Origin of the sequence: Proteiniphilum sp. (genome assembly GCF_034927365.1) — a bacterium.
In the GTDB taxonomy this organism is placed as follows: Bacteria; Bacteroidota; Bacteroidia; order Bacteroidales; family Dysgonomonadaceae; genus Proteiniphilum.
In genome coordinates this window covers 16,007-33,476 of sequence record NZ_JAYFQD010000010.1, presented here as the reverse complement: position 1 = coordinate 33,476, position 17,470 = coordinate 16,007, and the positions used below count along the sequence as shown (strand labels likewise).

The window sequence follows — 17,470 nt, the reverse complement described above, 5'->3', positions numbered from 1 at the left end:
TGATTTTTTTTAGGGAAGTTCAACTCGTATAGTTATCTTGCTGTTTGTTTTCGACCAGGGTGGAGAGCCCAGCAGAAGCCTTTTTATCTCGTTTTCTAACGCTGGGCAGGAATTTTTTTTGATTTTGATTTGAGCTGGTCGGCCAATCGGATCAATAAAAAACTCCACCTCGAAGTCAATATTTTGTTGCGCACAGATATTTTTATCGTAGCTATTGATAAAATAGCGTTTGAACTCTTCTTCTCCGAAGGTCACTTTATCTTTTACCATTGTAGCAGAACCGATGATAGATTCTTTTTTCTGGCGTCCAAAAGCAATAATAACTACTTCATCTAACGTCTTATCATCGTTTTTCATCATAATATCTCCCAGATTTTCTTTCAATGGGATTTCTGCCCCTTTCATGCCGATGAATGAGGCAATAAGTGGTTCCTGTTCATCTTTTGACACGGTCAGATGAAAATTGCCGTCTATATCGGAGACAGTGCCTTTTCGGTTGTTTTTTCGTAAAATGGTGACTCCGGGAATCGGGTTGCCGCTCTCATCCACTACACGACCAGAAACTCGGATCTTGTCCCTTTGATTTACTAAAGACAACGCTTCCTCGGGAATGATAATATCACTTTGTGCCTGTTCAACACTGTCTTCCATCACAATGCGGCCGCCTATTAGATCTTTTACCTCAGTTTCGGGTATTTTAAGTTCAGAGGCAGAGATAGTAGAAATTGAACCGACACTATTTACCTTTTTTTGCTTTCCAAAAGCAACGACCACTGTTTCATCTAATGTATCCGGTTGCAAAGAGATCGTTCCTGCAGTATTTCCGGTGTTATTTCGTGCCTGTACCACTTTGGTTGCTGTATCTTTTTCTTTTTTCAATGCATTGTGTTCGGCAACCAATAACGTATCGATCTTTGGTGATGGAGTTGGTATTTCTTGCTTCTGTTGGATTTTCTCTGAGGATACAATGACTGGTATTTCATTCTTGTCATAAGGCTTATGAAGCAATAGGGGAATACCGATAAGCAATACAATCACGGCTGCGGCAGCCCATATCCACATTCGTTTATAGCGACGCTTTTGAGCAGAAGTGATCCGTTTTTCTAAATCTTTGATTACAGATATATGGTTCCCTTCCACCGAATCGTACCCGTCGATGGCGTCCTGAAGAAAAGGATCATCCATGGCTTTCCGTTCCAACTGGTTGGCTTCCTTTCCTTGCCGGTGTCCCCGTATGTAATCTTTTAAATTCACTCTATTCTTCTTTATCTTCTCTTTATCAATACTATATCAATATTATTGTATCTTCAACACTCGCATGATGCAATTCTTTAAATTCCGTTTCCCATTCTGAATATAACTCTTCACCTTCTCGAGCGTGTACCCCGTAAGGGAAACGATGTCGGCATACGATTTGTTTTCGTAATAAAAGTAATGGATGCTCTTTTGCTGCTCTTCGCCTAATTCGTTCATGCAAAACATCAGGGCCGACTCCTCTTCGCTCGATTTCTCTTTATCTAATAGAGTGAAAAAATCGCCATTTTCCATAATTGTTTCATCCAAATTTACAAAATGTGTTTGTTTGATTTTGCGTAAACGATGCAGGCAATGGTTTTTAGCGACACTGTACAACCATGAATGAAAATTATCTATGTCGTATTGCTTGACCTTTTGTGAAACCTCTTCAAACAGATCCATCACTGCATCCTGTGCGTCAGTTTCGTTGGAAAGATACTTCAGGCATAATCCGTACATCATCGGAATATAACGGCGGTACAATTCACCAAAATATATCGGCAGTTCTTCTTTTTTGTAAAGAATAAACAACTCGTCATTCGATAGTACCGATATTTCCTGCCTGTTTTTCAATTTATTATCTATATGCCCATGTGAATGTTCAATACAAAAGTAAAAAAAATATTTATTCTGTTATGGAATTCGAGAGACAATTGTATCCATATATAAAATGAAGAATTAAGAGTGAGTAATGAATGATTAAGAATGAGGAGTGGAAAAGAGAGAGATAGTCTATCGTTAAATTAGTAAATCATCAAATCAACAAATCAATTATAGGTATGCAAACAATAATTAAAAAAATCAGTTTGGTTTTACTCGTGGTAGTAATGTCATTTTCAGCTTTCGCACAGGAGATAGAGGTGAAGGGAAAAGTGTATGATGCACAGGATAAAACGCCATTACCGGGAGCAGTGGTTATAGAAAAGGGTGCAACCAAAGGTGTTATCACGGATATTAATGGCGAATTCAGTATCAAGACTGAAAAAGGCAAAATCCTGCAATTTCAGTTCATTGGATATAAAATGAAAGAGGTGAAAGTAGAGAATGAATGGCTGGAAATCGGCATGGAGCAAGAGAGTGATAAATTAGACGAGGTGGTTGTCGTTGCTTTTGGCAGACAGAAAAGAGAGAGTATTATCGGTTCAGTTACTTCAGTTTCAGCATCACACCTTAGAGTGTCGAGAACCGATCTGGGGAGAATGATAGCCGGTAGGGCTCCAAACACCGAAGAGTACCAGTCATTCAAGGAAAACCGATTCTTCCCGGTTGCAAAGCAGCCACTTTCCACTTTTTCACTGGATGTGGATGCAGCATCCTATGGTAATGTCCGCCGTATAATCAATCAGGGTCAGATGCCGTATGAAGATGCTGTACGTATTGAAGAGATGATCAACTACTTCAGTTACGACTATCCGCAACCCAACGACGGGCATCCGGTCAGAATTGTAACAGAAACGACGGTCTGCCCTTGGAATAAAAAACACCAGTTATTGCGCATCGGCGTGAAAGCAAAAGAAATTCCTTCGGAGAAATTGCCGGCTAGTAATTTCGTTTTTCTGATTGACGTGTCGGGTTCAATGTACGATGCCAATAAATTGCCGCTGGTGAAATCTTCAATGAAACTGCTGGTGAATAATTTACGGCCGCAGGATCGTGTGTCGATCGTGACCTATGCGGGATCGGCTGGGGAAGTGCTCCCATCTACCAGTGGTGTGGACAAGCAGAAGATTATGGATGCGGTGGAGAGTTTGTCTGCAGGAGGATCCACTGCCGGAGGTGAAGGTATTCAACTGGCATATAAGATCGCTGAAAAGAACTTTATGAAAGAGGGGAATAACCGGGTGATCTTGTGTACCGACGGCGATTTCAATGTGGGCGTTTCATCCACAGACGGATTGGAGTCGCTGATCGAAAGTAAACGTAAGAGTGGTATCTTTCTGACGGTGCTGGGTTATGGAATGGGAAACTACAAGGACGATAAGCTTCAGACCCTGGCGCAGAAAGGAAATGGCAATCATGCTTATATCGACAACCTGCAGGAAGCCAATAAGGTTGTCGTAAACGAGTTTGGCAGTAACATGCATACCGTTGCCAAGGATGTGAAGATTCAGGTAGAATTCAATCCCGCGCTTGTCAATGCTTATCGCCTTATCGGGTATGAAACCCGGCTGCTTGAAGAGGAAGATTTCAATGATGACTTGAAGGATGCGGGTGAACTGGGTCCCGGCCATACTGTGACGGCACTCTATGAGATCGTGCCTGTGGGAGTGAAGGCACCGGCGGGCGGTGTCGATCCTCTGAAATATCAATCTTCGGAAAAAGAAGACGCTCCCCGTAAATTCAACAACAAGAGTGAATTGTTGAATGTGAAGCTACGTTATAAGAATCCCGACGAAGATGAGAGCCGCAAACTGGAAGTGCCGGTTCTGGCCAATGTAGTCAATAAAACGGCATCGGAAGATTTTAACTTTATCATGGCAGTCGCCATGTTCGGACAATTGTTGCGCGATTCTGATTACAAGGGTGATGCTACTTACGCGAAGGTCGTCGAATTGGCCCGCAAAGGTTTGGGTGACGATCCGAATGGTTATCGTCGTGAATTTATCCGTTTGGTCGAATCTGTAGAACAATTGGCAAAGTAAGCCGAAGAAATATTCCGATACAATAGATAATCCATCCCGGCAAAGAAACCATGGATTGTGATCAAATAATCAAACAAATGTTTTACATTTGCAGTATGAGCATGATACACAAAATAATACCGCTGAAAATTATTACTGCCACTTGTTTATGGGTGGCAGTAATAATCTCTTCCAGCTTATATGCGCAGGAAACAGAAAGGAAAATATCGGGTACTATAACCTCCGAGTCAGGTGAACCCATACCCCAAGTTTTTGTTACTCTGAAGGGGACGACCAGAATGACATCATCTGACACGGCCGGAAAGTATGCCATAATCGTCTCCAGAAAAGCGATCCTCTATTTTTCATCCATAGGATTTGAGAGTCAGGAAGTCGTTGTGGGAAATCGCTCCGAGATCGATATCGTAATGAAGGAAGGTGAAGGCGAGTCTATGCTCCTGAAAGATGGAGAGTTTATACCTTTAAAGGAAAGTGCTGTGAAAGGTATTACCCCGGTAAATCCTGCTGATTTGAAGATTGATACCAAAGGGATAGCGCCTGCAAAACCGATCGACCTGACGGAACAACAACAGAAAAAAGCAAATTCTGACAACGATTTTGGGTTTAAGATGTTTAGGGAGATTTCGAAATTGCAAGGAGACGATATCTTTTTTTCTCCCTTTATCCTTAACATGGCCATGGGATTGCTCTATAACGGTGCTTCGGGTGATACCTATCAGGAAATGGACGAAATCCTTAACATGGCCGCTCTTCCCGAAGAGGGCTTCAATGCCTATTATCGTACGATATCACAGAAATTGCCGGAAATCGACCCGACGACTGAGATCGCGATCGCCAATGCCATCTGGTACCGTGATGATATTCAACCGAAAGAAGCTTTTATTGAAATCGGGAAAAAATATTTCGATGCGGATGTGCAGGCACTCGACTTCAATAATGCCAAGTCAGCCGGGATTATCAATGAGTGGTGTAAGTCCAGGACAGGAGGTAAAATCAAGAATCTTAGGCTGGTTCTGCATCCGGACGACCGGATAATCCTGACAAATGCCATCTATTTTAAAAGCCAGTGGCAGAAAGAAAAAAAGTTTGATAAGAAGAAGACTAAGCCGGATGATTTTATAAAAAGTAATCAGACGAAGAGCCGGGTAAACATGATGGAACAGATCACTTACTTGTCTTATTATGTCGACCCATATCTCCAATGTGTTGAAATGCCGTACGGGAACAAGGCATTCAGCATGGTCGCCATCCTCCCCCCTGAGAATGAGGATATGGATCAATTGATTGAATACCTGAGTGATGTTAAATGGGACCAGATAGTGAATGGGATGAAAAGTCAAAGAGTCTGGTTGAAGATGCCCCGCTTCAGATTAGAGTGTGAACTCACACTCAATCAATCACTTAGAAATATAGGAATGGGGTCAATTTTGAATGGTAACTTTACAAATATTGCCGATACAGACTTGTTCCTGTCCGGGATCATCCAGAAAACCTTTGTAGAAGTGAATGAGGAGGGTACCGAAGCTGGAGCCGCAGTGGCATCAATGATAGCCGGGTCGATAGGAGGATTACCCGAAGAACCGATACCTTTTTTTGCCAATCGTCCTTTTTTGTTTATGATCAGGGAGAGAAGCACAGGAGTAATACTTTTTATTGGAAGAATAGATGATCCTCGTGAATAAAAGAACTAAACATATAAAATATGCAGAGGGATATATAGTGCGAAATCAATTATTGCTTAGGCTTATAACTGTCATATCCCTATTATTGGCAGTGTCAGTTTCTTCCGGCATATTATATGCGCAGGAGACAAAACGAAGAGTTACAGGCACTATAACCGACCAGTCTGGTGAAGTATTGATAGGTGTCAACGTAAGAATTAAGGGAACAAACGCAGGAACAGTGTCGGATATTGATGGAAAGTATGCTGTAATGGTTCCGGAAAATACTGTTTTGCAATTTTCTTTTGTCGGCTTCGAACGTCAGGAAATTGCCGTAGAGGATCGATCGGTGATCGATGTTGTAATGGAAGAGGAAGTATTGAACACAATCGAACCGGCAAAATATGTGATATTGACAAGTGAACAGCGAGATAAGGCGAATGCCGATAATGGCTTTGCTTTTGGAATGTTCCGTGAAATTTCGAAATTGCAAGGTGAGAATACATTCTTTTCTCCTTTTAGCCTCAATATGGCAATGGGGATGCTGTATAATGGCGCTTCAGCTAATACTCGAAAGGAAATGGATATAGTTCTTAATACGGTCGGTTTTTCCGAATTCGAATTCAATAACTACTATCAGACAATATCACAGGAATTACTGGCAATAGACCCGACTACAGAGATCGCTATCGCCAATGCTATCTGGTATCACAAGGTCTTTCAAGTGAAAGAGGCTTTTATCGAAACAGGGAAGAATTTTTTTGATGCGGATATCGTTGCACTCGACTTCAATGATGCCAAAAGTGTCAATTTTATCAATGACTGGTGTAGTAGTAAGACGGCGGGGCGGATCGGAAATATGGTTTCTCATCTGAACCAAGATCATCGAATGATCTTGACCAATGCCCTTTATTTTAAGAGCAAGTGGGAGAAGGAGAAGAAATTTGACAAGGAGAAGACAAAACCTGATGATTTCACGAAAAACGATCAGACGAAAACGAAGGTCAATATGATGGAGCAGACGACTTCTCTGCCTTATTATGCCGATCCATATTTGCAATGTGTTGAAATGCCATACGGAAATAAGGCATTCAGTATGATTGCTATTCTTCCACCGGAAGAAGGGAATATCGACCAGTTAATTGACCATTTGAGTAGCGTTAAGTGGGACCGGATAACCAACGAGATGAAGCAGCAGAGGGTGTGGTTGAAAATACCGCGGTTTAAGATGGAATGCGACCTCTCCCTTAATCAGCCATTAATAAATACAGGGATAAGACAAACCTTCAATGGTGAATTCCCTAATATCGCCAATGAAGATATACCAATATCCAATGTCTTGCAAAAAAATTTTGTGGAAGTCAATGAAGAGGGTACCGAGGCTGCGGCTATTACAAATATTATGATTGTAGCTTATGGAATAATAAGAATTCCTGGTGGACCCATTCCCTTCTTTGCCAACCGTCCTTTCCTGTTCCTGATCAGGGAGAAAAGCACCGGAGTAATTCTCTTTATAGGACGGATAGATGATCCTCGTGAATAAAAAAACTAAACATATAAAATATGCAGACGGATACAGTGCGAAATCAATTATTACTTAGGCTTATAACTGTCATATCCCTATTATGGGCGGTGTCAATTTCTTCCGGCATATACGCGCAGGAAACAGAATGGGAGATTTCGGGGATTGTCACAAATCGGTCCGGTGAAAAATTGATGGTTGTAACTGTCTCTGTAAAGGGTACAACAAGAAGCGTCGTGGCTGATGTCAACGGGAAATACACTATCATGGTTCCTGAAAATTCTATTTTGGTGTTTTCTCGTCAGGGGTATGATACTCAGGAAATTCATGTGGGACATCGATCCGTAATAGATGTTGCAATGGAGGAGGATGAAACGACCAAAGGACTCCCATCTGTAGTGGTAGTAAAAGCAGGGGGACAAGGAATCAAGTCGGCAGAACGGATTGATCTGAGTTGGAAACAGGGAGATAAGGCGAGTGCCGACAATGGTTTTGGTTTTAGAATGTTCCGTGAAGTCTCAAAATTGCAGGGTACCAATACATTCTTCTCTCCTTTAAGCCTGAACATGGCTATTGGAATGCTTTATAACGGCGCATCCGACGTTATCCGTAAGGAAATGGACGAGGTATCGGGGATTACTAATTTTTCAGTATCGGAATTGAACGACTATTACCGTACTATATCGGAGGAATTCTTGCAAATTGATCCTACTACAGAAATTGCGATTGCCAATGCCATCTGGTATAGAAATAAGTTGCAGGTAAAAGAGGATTTTATTGAGGCCCTTGATAGGTGTTTTGATGCAGAGGTAGCGGCACTCGATTTCAGTGATCCCGAAACTGCCAGTATTATAAATGATTGGTGTCGGGATAAGACGAGAGGAAGGATCAACAATATTGCTCCCGATCCGTTCCAAGGTGATATGTTTCTGACAAATGCCCTCTATTTTAAGAGCAAGTGGGAGAAGTCTAAGAAATTTGATAAGGAAGACACCAAACCGGATGATTTCACGAAAGGCGATAAAATGAAGAGCCGGGTGAATATGATGGAGCAGACAACCGAGCTTCCTTATTATGCCGACGAGCATCTACAATGTGTGGAGCTGCCTTACGGCAATAAAGCGTTCAGTATGATAGCCATTCTTCCTCAGGAAAATGGAAATATCGACCAGCTGATCGACTATTTGAAGGATGGTGTTGAATGGGATCCTATCGGTTCTGTCGTGAAAGAAATGAAGTATCAGAGGGTCTGGTTGAAAATGCCACGATTTAGACTGGAATGTGAACTGTCGCTCAATCAACCATTGCAAAATGCGGGTATGGGTTCGATTTTTAAAGGAGAATTTTTACATTTGGCTGATACCGTCATGGGGGTAGGCAATATTCTTCAGAAAACATTCGTGGAAGTAAATGAAGAGGGAACGGAGGCGGCAGCCGTAACAAAATTGATGCTTGTAGGAGCAGTGAACCTGCCAAGTGAACCCGTGACCTTTTTTGCTAACCGTCCATTCCTGTTTCTAATCAGAGAAAAAAGTACTGGGGTGATTCTTTTTATCGGACGGGTTGATGATCCTCAGGAATAAGATTGAAAGCATGAAGAAATTTTTGGTGTTTCTATAAAGAAGGATATTCTTTCAATTCCGGTTTTTGTCGGATTCCTATCAATAGCCTGTCCGAGAGGATATAGGGATAGTAGAGGGAAATTTATTGTATATGGATAATATATTCGATTGCGATCTCGAAAAAGAAGTTCCTCTTACAGTCCTTTTTTTAAATATGATAATTTCTTTCGATACAAATAATCGGCAATCTTAAGGATGGCATAATTCTTGTCTCGTGTGACTTCATTGAAAAACTGCCCTTTCATTATTTCATCTATATTCCGACCAAAAAGGATTGAGTTGGATCGGAATTTCAAACCCTCAAAGTTAATGATCCAGGGTGTGTAAAGATAGTTTGGTATGTCATCTGAGTTCTCAATGATTATTTTTTTACCGTCTTGAAAAACAAAGATGATTCTTCTCCAATCAGTTGTCGTACTCCAATTCCCATCCGTTTGCCAAAAGGCATTGTCTATATTTTTTGATACGCTCTTCTTCCTTATCAATGAATTTCTTGAATTTTTTGATGTCTTCTTCAGTAATTCCCAAATCACTTAAAGATCTTTTTGAGAATCTTGACTTGTCAATTATGTCTACCAGATTTTCTATTTTACTTGTTTCTATTTCACTGACCGAACGGGAAAGATATTTGGAAAAACTTCTTCTTGTCCCAATGCTGCCAATGGAATAAGTATAATTATTAATATGTGTAATAACCTTCTCATGTTAATCTTATATTATCTCAATCTCATACTCGTAAAAATCCTCTCCACTATCTGTTTTTCCTTGTTGGATAACCTTCATTCCGCATTTCTCTGAAACTTTGATTGATGCAATATTCTGTTTAAACATTCTTGCGGTTAATTTACTTAGCTTCAATTTTTTGAATCCGTAATCAATTAATGATTGGCAAATTTCAGAGCCATACCCTTGTCCCCAAAATTTATTGTCAAGTATATATCCCAACTCTAAATGTTTGAGATTTTGAAATGAGTTGAATAATCCTGCTTCCCCTATAATCCTGTTTTCATTTTTGATTTCAACAACGAAGATGCCAAAACCGTTTTCATAATCTTGATTTATCTTGCCATATTTTGCCTGGAGTTTTTCGTGAGTCCACTCAAAATCCGAATTAGGAATAAATCTCATATTTTCAGGATGCTGATAAATTTTTAATAAAGACTCAATATCATCTGTTTTTATCTCTCTGATCCAAAGTCTATTTGTTTCTATGATTATTTTCATATTCTCCTGCCGTTTGGTATGTCACTTATTCACTTTTGATTGAATTTCCCAATAACCATTTTTCCTGCCTCCTATTCTTTTTAGCCTTTCTTCTTGCTTAAGTTTCTCAATATCTCTATCTATGGTTTTTTCCGACATCTATTCCGACCCCTTTTCCGACATTGGCAAGTTTAGGATTAACTCCCTCTATCTGCTTGTCATCCGTAACTCCTAATAAAATGACTCCCCCGTTCCTGTTTAGAAAAGCAGATGTAGTTTTGGAGAGTGTTCCCTTGTGCTTGAGATCAATAATATTATTAAGAGTAATAAGTAATTTCTACTATTTAGCTCAATCAATACTTTGTAGGTTTTGGCTACCTTGACAAATTTTTCTGAAGCCTCTTGTATGCTTGATTTGCTTTTCTATTAATTGTATAACTTGCTGTAAATCTATGCTTTCCAATTCTGTCTTTTAGAGAATTCTCAAAAAACATAGTGTAGCCATATCCCACATTAAGCCACATCAACGGTATCCCAATTTTTAGCATCAAGGCTGGACTGTATTTGTCAAAGTCAGTATAGTTTATGAATTCCGCACCGAAGAAGCTTCCGTGAGTCTCCCCGATGACACTTAATTCCCAACCGATTTTTGGTCCAATTATTACTTTCTTAAAGTCACTTAAACTGATTTCTGAGGATAGATAAAATCCTGATGAAGAGTAGGGTGGGGTTGTTCCCGAATAAGGAGGTCTTGTATAAAATTGATTCAGATATAATCCAGCTTCAATTCCATATCCTTTTTGTCCATTAATGCCAAACCGGGGTACAAGGCGGGTCGACCTATATACTTTATCACTTTGATCCTGAGCATAAGTCAATCCGCAGATCGATAATCCAAGCGTCAGTATCAATAATCTTTTAATCATTTCGTTACATTTATTATACCTGCTAACGCGAAGATACATCAATCCTCTCCGGCCATATATTAGGCAATTCTCCGCTAAATCCTATTTCCGGGAGTTCGTTGATCTGTTTCATCTCTTCTTCCGATAATTCAAAATCAAAGATAGCGATATTTTCTTCAATTCGCTGAAGTATAGTTGATTTCGGAATTACAACCACATCGTGTTGAATTACCCAGCGCAGGCAAATTTGGGAGACAGATTTATTGTGCTTCTCAGCGATGGCGTTCAATATATCGTTTCCGAAAATCTTTCCTCTTGCCAAAGGAGACCAAGACTCAACAACAATATCGTTCTTTTTACAGAATGCTGTTAATTCGGGTTGCCAATAACCGGGGTGAAATTCAATCTGATTGACAGCAGGAATTACTTTTGCCGTTTGAAAAAGTGCCTCCAAATGTTCTTGCCAGAAATTACTTACGCCAATTGACTTTATTCTTCCTTCAGCTTGTAATTCTTCCATCGCACGCCAACTATCCGCATTTACTTTTTGCCAGTTGGTGTAGTTTCTTGCATTGGCGGGCCAATGTATCAAATAGAGATCAATATAAGTCAAACCCAATTTTTTGAATGACAGTTCAAAAGCTTTTTTTGTCTCTTCATATCCTAAATTCTCCCGCCATAACTTTGTGGTGACGATGATCTCTTTCCGGTCGATACCACTTTCTGTGATTCCTTTACCAACTTCTTCTTCGTTATTGTATTTGGCTGCTGTGTCGATCAACCTGTAACCTTTTGCTAAGGCACTTTTTATTGATTGAATACCATCATCATTGACAGACTTGTATGTCCCAAGACCGACAACAGGTATGCTATTTCCGTCATTTAAAACTATCACTTTCATATCTGTATTTATTTTCTTTCAATCAATAATTGCACATCAAAATCAATAATCGAAATTATTCTGCTTTAAACTCTTCTGTAACTGGACGGTTATTCCAGAACTTGCCATCTGATCTGTAAAATTTACGAATTGAGGTGTTATCGGTTTTTATGTAATCAATAACGAAAACCTGCCCTGTATCGATTTTCATGGGATAGTTATTGTAAGGTAAAACATCCCCCGTTGTGGGAACGGTTTTAAAATCGTCATATGCACCCTCCAAACGCCAGAATTTCCGATAGGCGTAATCTTTGAATCCCGATAAATTATTTCTGCCAAAATAGGATGCTCTATAATATGATCCATTTACCTTGTCAAATTGTTCTTTTTCTTCTTTTGTCATTCTGTTTCTCATTAATCTGATGGTATAACCTCCTCATAATTTATTGATGAAGTGTTTGATTAGCTGTTTTAATCGCATCATTCATTTCTATATCAGTATCGGTTACGGTAGATATTGTCGGTTCTCCGTCACATTCAATTTTTGCCGTCTTATTATTACAGCTTATAAGCCCAATAATAAGTGATAATGTCAAAATGAACCGTTTCATTTCTTTTCTTATTCTTCAAGTTTGAAATAAACTGTCACAGTGACATCCACTCGAATATCATCGAAACTAATATCCAAATTCGATTGATCATTTTCACTGTATGCTATCGAATTTACTCCAATAATGTTTACTCCCGGAGCTCGATAGCCTCCAACATTTGTCTGCATATCTGAAATGAAAAGTGCTGTCCCGACTTTTTGATCTAATGCTTTGGCCATTTCCACAGCTTGTTTCCTGGCTTTCGATACAGCCTTTCCTTTTAGCTCGATCTTGAGTTCTTCGAGTTTGGAATACTCAGTACTGATTAGCCTTACGTTAGAAATATCATTGTCGGATAGTTCTTTTAAGATTCTTCCGGCGGATGCTGCATCGTAAACTTCAAGATAGAAATTCTTTGTTTTCTGGACGTCTGTTCTTCTAAGTAAGGAACTTTGGAAATTACTTGACAAGTCTTTTAACATGAGCTGTTTGCTTATATTTATGCCATTGGCTTTCAAAATACTTCCCAATTTCCGTTCCAATTCCTCCACGGATACTTTTCCTTTAGAATTGCTTTCGGAAAGAGTAATGGATAAAGTGATCTTATCCGGTTGGACTTCCGTGGTAAATGTTGCATTAGTTTGAATCTGAGGAACTTTTGTGTAATCAAATTCCTGAGCGTGAATAGAAAAACTGATTACTAAAAATGAAATTAAGAGTTTCTGTTTCATCGTATTCATTTTTTAATGTGTTGTATATCTGTTGATTATTTTGTGTTTTGTCCTCTGCTTTATAATACAGCTACCTGTACTTTATTTTGTCCTTATCTTAAAATTTGTACTAACGTTCAAATTTAGCAAATAGTTTGATACAATGCATACCGGCTGCATTTTAGAACTAAAGATGATCCGTCATTGAATTCAGAATTTCCACTATTTCTTCTTTTTTACAATATACATTCCCAACCTTTCATGTGAAATGCTATTTTTCAATATGTAATTATAAACCGGCTCCCCATCAATAAGCAGCGAATCAAAATATTTGAAATCTATGTGAGGTGATTCACGAAGCTTTTCTGTAACTTCGGTGATATGACTTGATGGCTTCCAGATTGAAATGATTCGTAAATTGTTTTATACTGCCTATCAGTTGAGATAAACCCTCCGGGATATCATTATTCAGTCGATTAGTCAGATTCTTCATATCTTTTAGTAAGATGGTTAATTGCTGAATTCCCGATAGAATCAGGTAATAGTATCCTCATATTTTTTAATTTGCGATAAATCGTTCATAAAACCAGTAAATCAAAAATCCAACCGTAATTAGTCTTGCTACGATACTAAATGTTGAATGTTTCACCTCTCCCTTTTCGAGTACCAAGGCAAGCCGCTCTTGATTTACCCATTCAGAGTTTAGCTGCATCCCAAATTGATAGTTTTTTTTATCTGTTGTTTGAACCTTTAAAACTTGCCCTCCTCCAAATAGCGTATTAATCTTTAACAGCCGGGCCGTTGATATCGTGTCAAGTGGAATTATCCATTTACCGCATACAATTTTTTCTTCTGTCAACAAGATAACCGCTCGCTGTGAAGTAACCCAGTCAACGCCTCGTTGAATGTCTTGGTCTGAAGTAGTTGCAATACCTTTACTTGCGTCTGCTGCCAAAACTTTTTCGCCAGGATTATTAAACTCAAATTGCCTTTTTACTCGCCCGGTTCCGTAAACCAAATCGACAACTCTTTTTAGTGCTTTATTTATCATTGTAGTTAGTATTATCTTATCTGCTGCAAATATGTTGTTATAGCACGTTTTTTTCAAGTCCGTCGTTAGTCTCGGTCTTATTAATGATGAAAATAAGGGTCGAACCCGGGAGTATTGTAATTATCTTTGCTAACTTTTGAGCTTCAGGATAGTTAACGTTTTTCTGTTCCATTATTTCTCTTGTCGTTGTTAGCTCTAAAGGGTTTCTTACAAATAAAGTCAAGAACTCTGTTTCTTTATCTGAACAGTAATTAAAATCCAGTCCGGGAATTGGCATATCACAAGCCCCGTCAATAATGCCAATGCGATATGTCAAGCCATTTAATTTAATACTAAAATATTTGCAAGAGCATAAATTTCATAGGTCAAAGATGTCTTGCCACTCGTCGTCTGTGCAGAATATTCTTTTGTGCTTTTGTCATACATTTCGTCAGGGTCGTGTATAACATTCAAAGTTGTCTTGCTATTTTGAAAGTCGAGAACAAGCGTATCTTTTTCATTTTTAAGTTGAATATATCCGTTGGTCATTCCTGAGAATGTTCCTTTATCAACGGACTGAAAAATAGATTTCTCCTTGTTTGACCACCAAGTCGCATAGATGCTGTCATTAAATGTTTGTCCGAAACTGCTTGTTACGGTCAGAAATGTCAAAGCCAGTATGTAAATTGCTTGTTTCATTATTGTTACAAAATGTCCTATAACACACAAATATACGCAATAGAATTAAAAGTATAGTTGTTTATTACCGTTTTTATGATTTCGTCATACATACAGCATCCTCAAGCAGTTAAATGCAGGAGAGTTAATTTTTTGCAAAGAAAATAACGATTGTCTTTTTTGATTTTGGTTTCATATTTTCAATTTCTTTGAATATAATATTCTACTGTATTACAAATGCAATTTCTGTTTTGAAGTAGGAAAACATGATATCTGCATTCAAGAAAAAACGGCTTGAAATCTTATATCCAAATGAAACCGGTGGTGCGAGAGTAAAGTGATCGTTGGGTATTTTTCCTCTTGAATAGAGAACTTCATGTTCAAGGTTGGAGTTTCTACCGGATTGATCATTTTTCTTATCTCAATAATTTTATAATTTCATTTTCAATATTGTATATATTAATATTGCGGGCAACAACGATACCATTCCTGTCTATCAAGATATTTGCGGGCAACGAAGAATAATTATATAAACGAGTAACAGCATTAATCCCTTTTACATCAAGGAGGTTTATCCATGTAATCTGATCCTTTGCAATAGATTCTTGTAATACTTGGATATCGCGGTCTTGGGAAATTCCCAGGATTTCAAATCCTTGCCCTTTGTATTGCTGATATATTGCTTCCAGTTTCGGATTGGCTTTTCTGCAAGGACCACACCATGAAGCCCAGAATTCCATTAAAACAATTTTGTCTTTGGCAAATTTCGAAAAGGTGATATCATTATTTTGCGAGTCTTTTAACGTGAAGTCACTGGCTTTTTTACCCGGCTGGTTTCTGTCCGCATGGACGATATCATATATGTGCTTGGAATTATGCAGGCTTTTATCTAACAGACTTAATAATTCATCTACTTGCTTGGTGTCGAAAAGATCCTTGTTCTCATATAAACTATATGCAGAAACAAAGGATTTAGGATTGTTTTTTATGTATTTGTAGGCTCTCTGTCCCTTTAGCTCTTTAAGTTCAGCTGCTTGTATTTCAATTTCTCTCATTTTTAAAGTGTCATTAATGGCTTCTGCTGTATAGTATTCATCTCGCAATTGATCCAATAAGTCTTCGACATATCTATCCACTATCTTGAGGTATTGTTGGAACTCATCATGTACCAGAGAACCTTTCACAATAGACTTTTCAATATCTTTTGTATTTAATTCTATCCCTATTTTGTCATTGGGAGCAATAAAGATACTGAGCGGATTAAATATACTTTGATCAGATTTTTCAGTCATCAGGGAAAATTCTTCAGGATACTCAAGACTTCCGGTAATATGAAATTTCCCGTCTATGATAGGCGAAGTTTCTGCATCAAACCTGGATTGTCCAGCTTGGATTAAAACTACAATTGCGTCAGTGTCACCAATCACAGTTCCGGATAATTCAAATTTATTATCAACTTGTTTGCAGCCCGTCAATAAGATTAAGGTTATGATGTATAATTTCTGCATATTCTTACCTGTTAGTTTATTTCGTTTTAATCTATTGAATAACACTTTCAATTTGCGTATAGAAATTTTTACCTTCTCCCTGTTCTCTGATTATTATTGTTCCTTCCGGATCAATGACAATCTTGGTAGGGAACGCCATGACACCATATGATACATTAATAGCCGACGATTTATCATCATACACATTTATCCAAGGCAGTTCGTGTTGCTTCACTGCTTCTTTCCAACCAGCAACTGCTTCTTCGTTACAGGCAACGCCCACTATCTCAAGTTTACTTTTATGCTTTTCATAGAGGCTTTTCATTTGCGCGAAACCTGCAATACAGGGGCCACACCAACTGCCCCAGAAGTCAATAATGATATATTTCCCTTGAAGCGAAGAAAGGTTAAACGGTTGGCCGTTTATATCATTTAACATGAAATCTGGTGCTTTGCTGCCTACAACAACTTCATCAACTGCTTTTTTTGCATTTGTGTATGTAAGAGATTGCTCCATTACCCCGTCGAGCAAGCTGTGAAATATTGAGTTGCGGGCATTTTCACCAAGTTTATGATAGTATATGTCCAAACTGTCTAAAGGTTGTTGGGATAAAAGAAATGCCGATAGCGGGTTATCGAGATTTGTTCTTATAAAGTTGCCATACAATTCCTGACGGGCATTCAGTCGTTTTTGACGATTTGCCCGACCTAAATCCTCTCTCTCATTGTCTCTATCCACCATTGCCTGTTCGAAAGCCATTTCTTCTTCGACCTGATTTTTATTTATTTCAAACATCCTGTTTTGAATTGTTGAATAATCACGATTGAGCTTTGTCCCGGAAATGGTAACATGGCTTATACCTGACGAGTCAATGTAACCCCTGAAACTTATTTTATCTCCTGCCTCGAGAAATATAGCAAGGTTTGAATTATCAGGGGTATAACGTCCTCCTGTGGGTCTGTCAAGTATAAAAAATTGCGGAAAACTAAACATCAATCCGTAAGCACCGTCATTAGCAAAAGAGTAATTGAAACGACCTTTTTTACAATAAATGGTGTCTTGTATTGGCTCTTGTTCACCAAAATTGTTCAACGAGACTGCTGCCACAAAAATAGTATCATTGGTAAGCCCCTCAATGTATCCTCTCACAGTGTACTGTTGTGTACAAGCCATGAAGATGAATGTAAGAGTAATGCAAGTAATATGTAGTTTTCTTTTGATTCTTGTATTCATCGTCTTTAAT

At 38.7% G+C, this 17,470-nt stretch carries 16 protein-coding genes and 1 pseudogene; 4 read left to right on the top strand and 13 right to left on the bottom strand.

The features are described from left to right. Positions 1-9: 9 nt before the first annotated feature. Positions 10-1,254, bottom strand: coding sequence for a carboxypeptidase-like regulatory domain-containing protein (locus VB073_RS07290; RefSeq protein WP_323403497.1), 1,245 nt, complete (start codon positions 1,252-1,254; stop codon positions 10-12). Between the two features lie 42 nt (positions 1,255-1,296). Beyond that, a complete protein-coding gene (locus tag VB073_RS07285) occupies positions 1,297-1,869 on the bottom strand; it encodes a sigma-70 family RNA polymerase sigma factor (protein WP_323403496.1) in 573 nt (190 codons plus the stop codon). Positions 1,870-2,075: 206 nt separating this feature from the next. On the opposite strand from VB073_RS07285, the gene VB073_RS07280 reads away from it, so the two are divergent. The 4 genes from VB073_RS07280 to VB073_RS07265 all read left to right on the top strand — a co-directional run bounded on the left by VB073_RS07280 (position 2,076) and on the right by VB073_RS07265 (position 8,704). Continuing rightward, on the top strand, positions 2,076-3,938 hold the full coding sequence (locus VB073_RS07280; RefSeq protein ID WP_323403495.1) for a vWA domain-containing protein: 1,863 nt from the start codon (positions 2,076-2,078) through the stop codon (positions 3,936-3,938). Between the two features lie 101 nt (positions 3,939-4,039). Beyond that, entirely contained in the window at positions 4,040-5,620 is a 1,581-nt protein-coding gene (locus tag VB073_RS07275) for a serpin family protein (protein ID WP_323403494.1), read from the top strand. Next, a complete protein-coding gene (locus VB073_RS07270; RefSeq protein ID WP_323403493.1) occupies positions 5,613-7,142 on the top strand; it encodes a serpin family protein in 1,530 nt (509 codons plus the stop codon). Before VB073_RS07275 ends, VB073_RS07270 begins: the two co-directional genes overlap by 8 nt. A 20-nt stretch (positions 7,143-7,162) precedes the next feature. After that, positions 7,163-8,704 (top strand): serpin family protein, encoded by a 1,542-nt coding sequence (locus VB073_RS07265; RefSeq protein WP_323403492.1) that lies wholly within the window; start codon positions 7,163-7,165, stop codon positions 8,702-8,704. A 750-nt stretch (positions 8,705-9,454) separates the two neighbouring features. Here VB073_RS07265 and VB073_RS07260 read toward each other — a convergent pair. The 11 genes and pseudogenes from VB073_RS07260 to VB073_RS07215 form a co-directional block, all read right to left on the bottom strand. Continuing rightward, positions 9,455-9,967 (bottom strand): GNAT family N-acetyltransferase, encoded by a 513-nt coding sequence (locus VB073_RS07260; protein ID WP_323403491.1) that lies wholly within the window; start codon positions 9,965-9,967, stop codon positions 9,455-9,457. 115 nt (positions 9,968-10,082) lie between these two features. After that, positions 10,083-10,256 (bottom strand): ATP-binding protein, encoded by a 174-nt coding sequence (locus tag VB073_RS17435; RefSeq protein ID WP_416349519.1) that lies wholly within the window; start codon positions 10,254-10,256, stop codon positions 10,083-10,085. A 64-nt stretch (positions 10,257-10,320) separates the two neighbouring features. Next, on the bottom strand, positions 10,321-10,872 hold the full coding sequence (locus tag VB073_RS07255; RefSeq protein WP_323403490.1) for a hypothetical protein: 552 nt from the start codon (positions 10,870-10,872) through the stop codon (positions 10,321-10,323). A 22-nt stretch (positions 10,873-10,894) separates the two neighbouring features. Beyond that, positions 10,895-11,752 carry an aldo/keto reductase gene (locus tag VB073_RS07250; RefSeq protein WP_323403489.1) on the bottom strand — a complete coding sequence of 286 codons (858 nt, stop codon included), beginning with the start codon at positions 11,750-11,752 and terminating at the stop codon, positions 10,895-10,897. A 55-nt stretch (positions 11,753-11,807) separates the two neighbouring features. Continuing rightward, positions 11,808-12,158: pseudogene (locus tag VB073_RS07245) on the bottom strand (hypothetical protein); the annotation flags it as partial. A 192-nt stretch (positions 12,159-12,350) separates the two neighbouring features. Continuing rightward, entirely contained in the window at positions 12,351-13,052 is a 702-nt protein-coding gene (locus VB073_RS07240; RefSeq protein ID WP_323403487.1) for an SIMPL domain-containing protein, read from the bottom strand. 331 nt (positions 13,053-13,383) lie between these two features. Further along, a complete protein-coding gene (locus VB073_RS07235) occupies positions 13,384-13,524 on the bottom strand; it encodes a hypothetical protein (RefSeq protein WP_323403486.1) in 141 nt (46 codons plus the stop codon). A 66-nt stretch (positions 13,525-13,590) separates the two neighbouring features. After that, on the bottom strand, positions 13,591-14,082 hold the full coding sequence (locus tag VB073_RS07230) for a hypothetical protein (protein WP_323403485.1): 492 nt from the start codon (positions 14,080-14,082) through the stop codon (positions 13,591-13,593). Positions 14,083-14,403: 321 nt separating this feature from the next. After that, positions 14,404-14,760 carry a hypothetical protein gene (locus VB073_RS07225; RefSeq protein ID WP_323403484.1) on the bottom strand — a complete coding sequence of 119 codons (357 nt, stop codon included), beginning with the start codon at positions 14,758-14,760 and terminating at the stop codon, positions 14,404-14,406. Between the two features lie 395 nt (positions 14,761-15,155). Then, the gene (locus VB073_RS07220; protein WP_323403483.1) at positions 15,156-16,247 is read right to left on the bottom strand and encodes a TlpA disulfide reductase family protein; all 1,092 of its coding nucleotides are present in this window, start codon (positions 16,245-16,247) and stop codon (positions 15,156-15,158) included. A 31-nt stretch (positions 16,248-16,278) separates the two neighbouring features. Next, positions 16,279-17,460 carry a TlpA disulfide reductase family protein gene (locus VB073_RS07215; protein WP_323403482.1) on the bottom strand — a complete coding sequence of 394 codons (1,182 nt, stop codon included), beginning with the start codon at positions 17,458-17,460 and terminating at the stop codon, positions 16,279-16,281. Positions 17,461-17,470 lie beyond the last annotated feature (10 nt).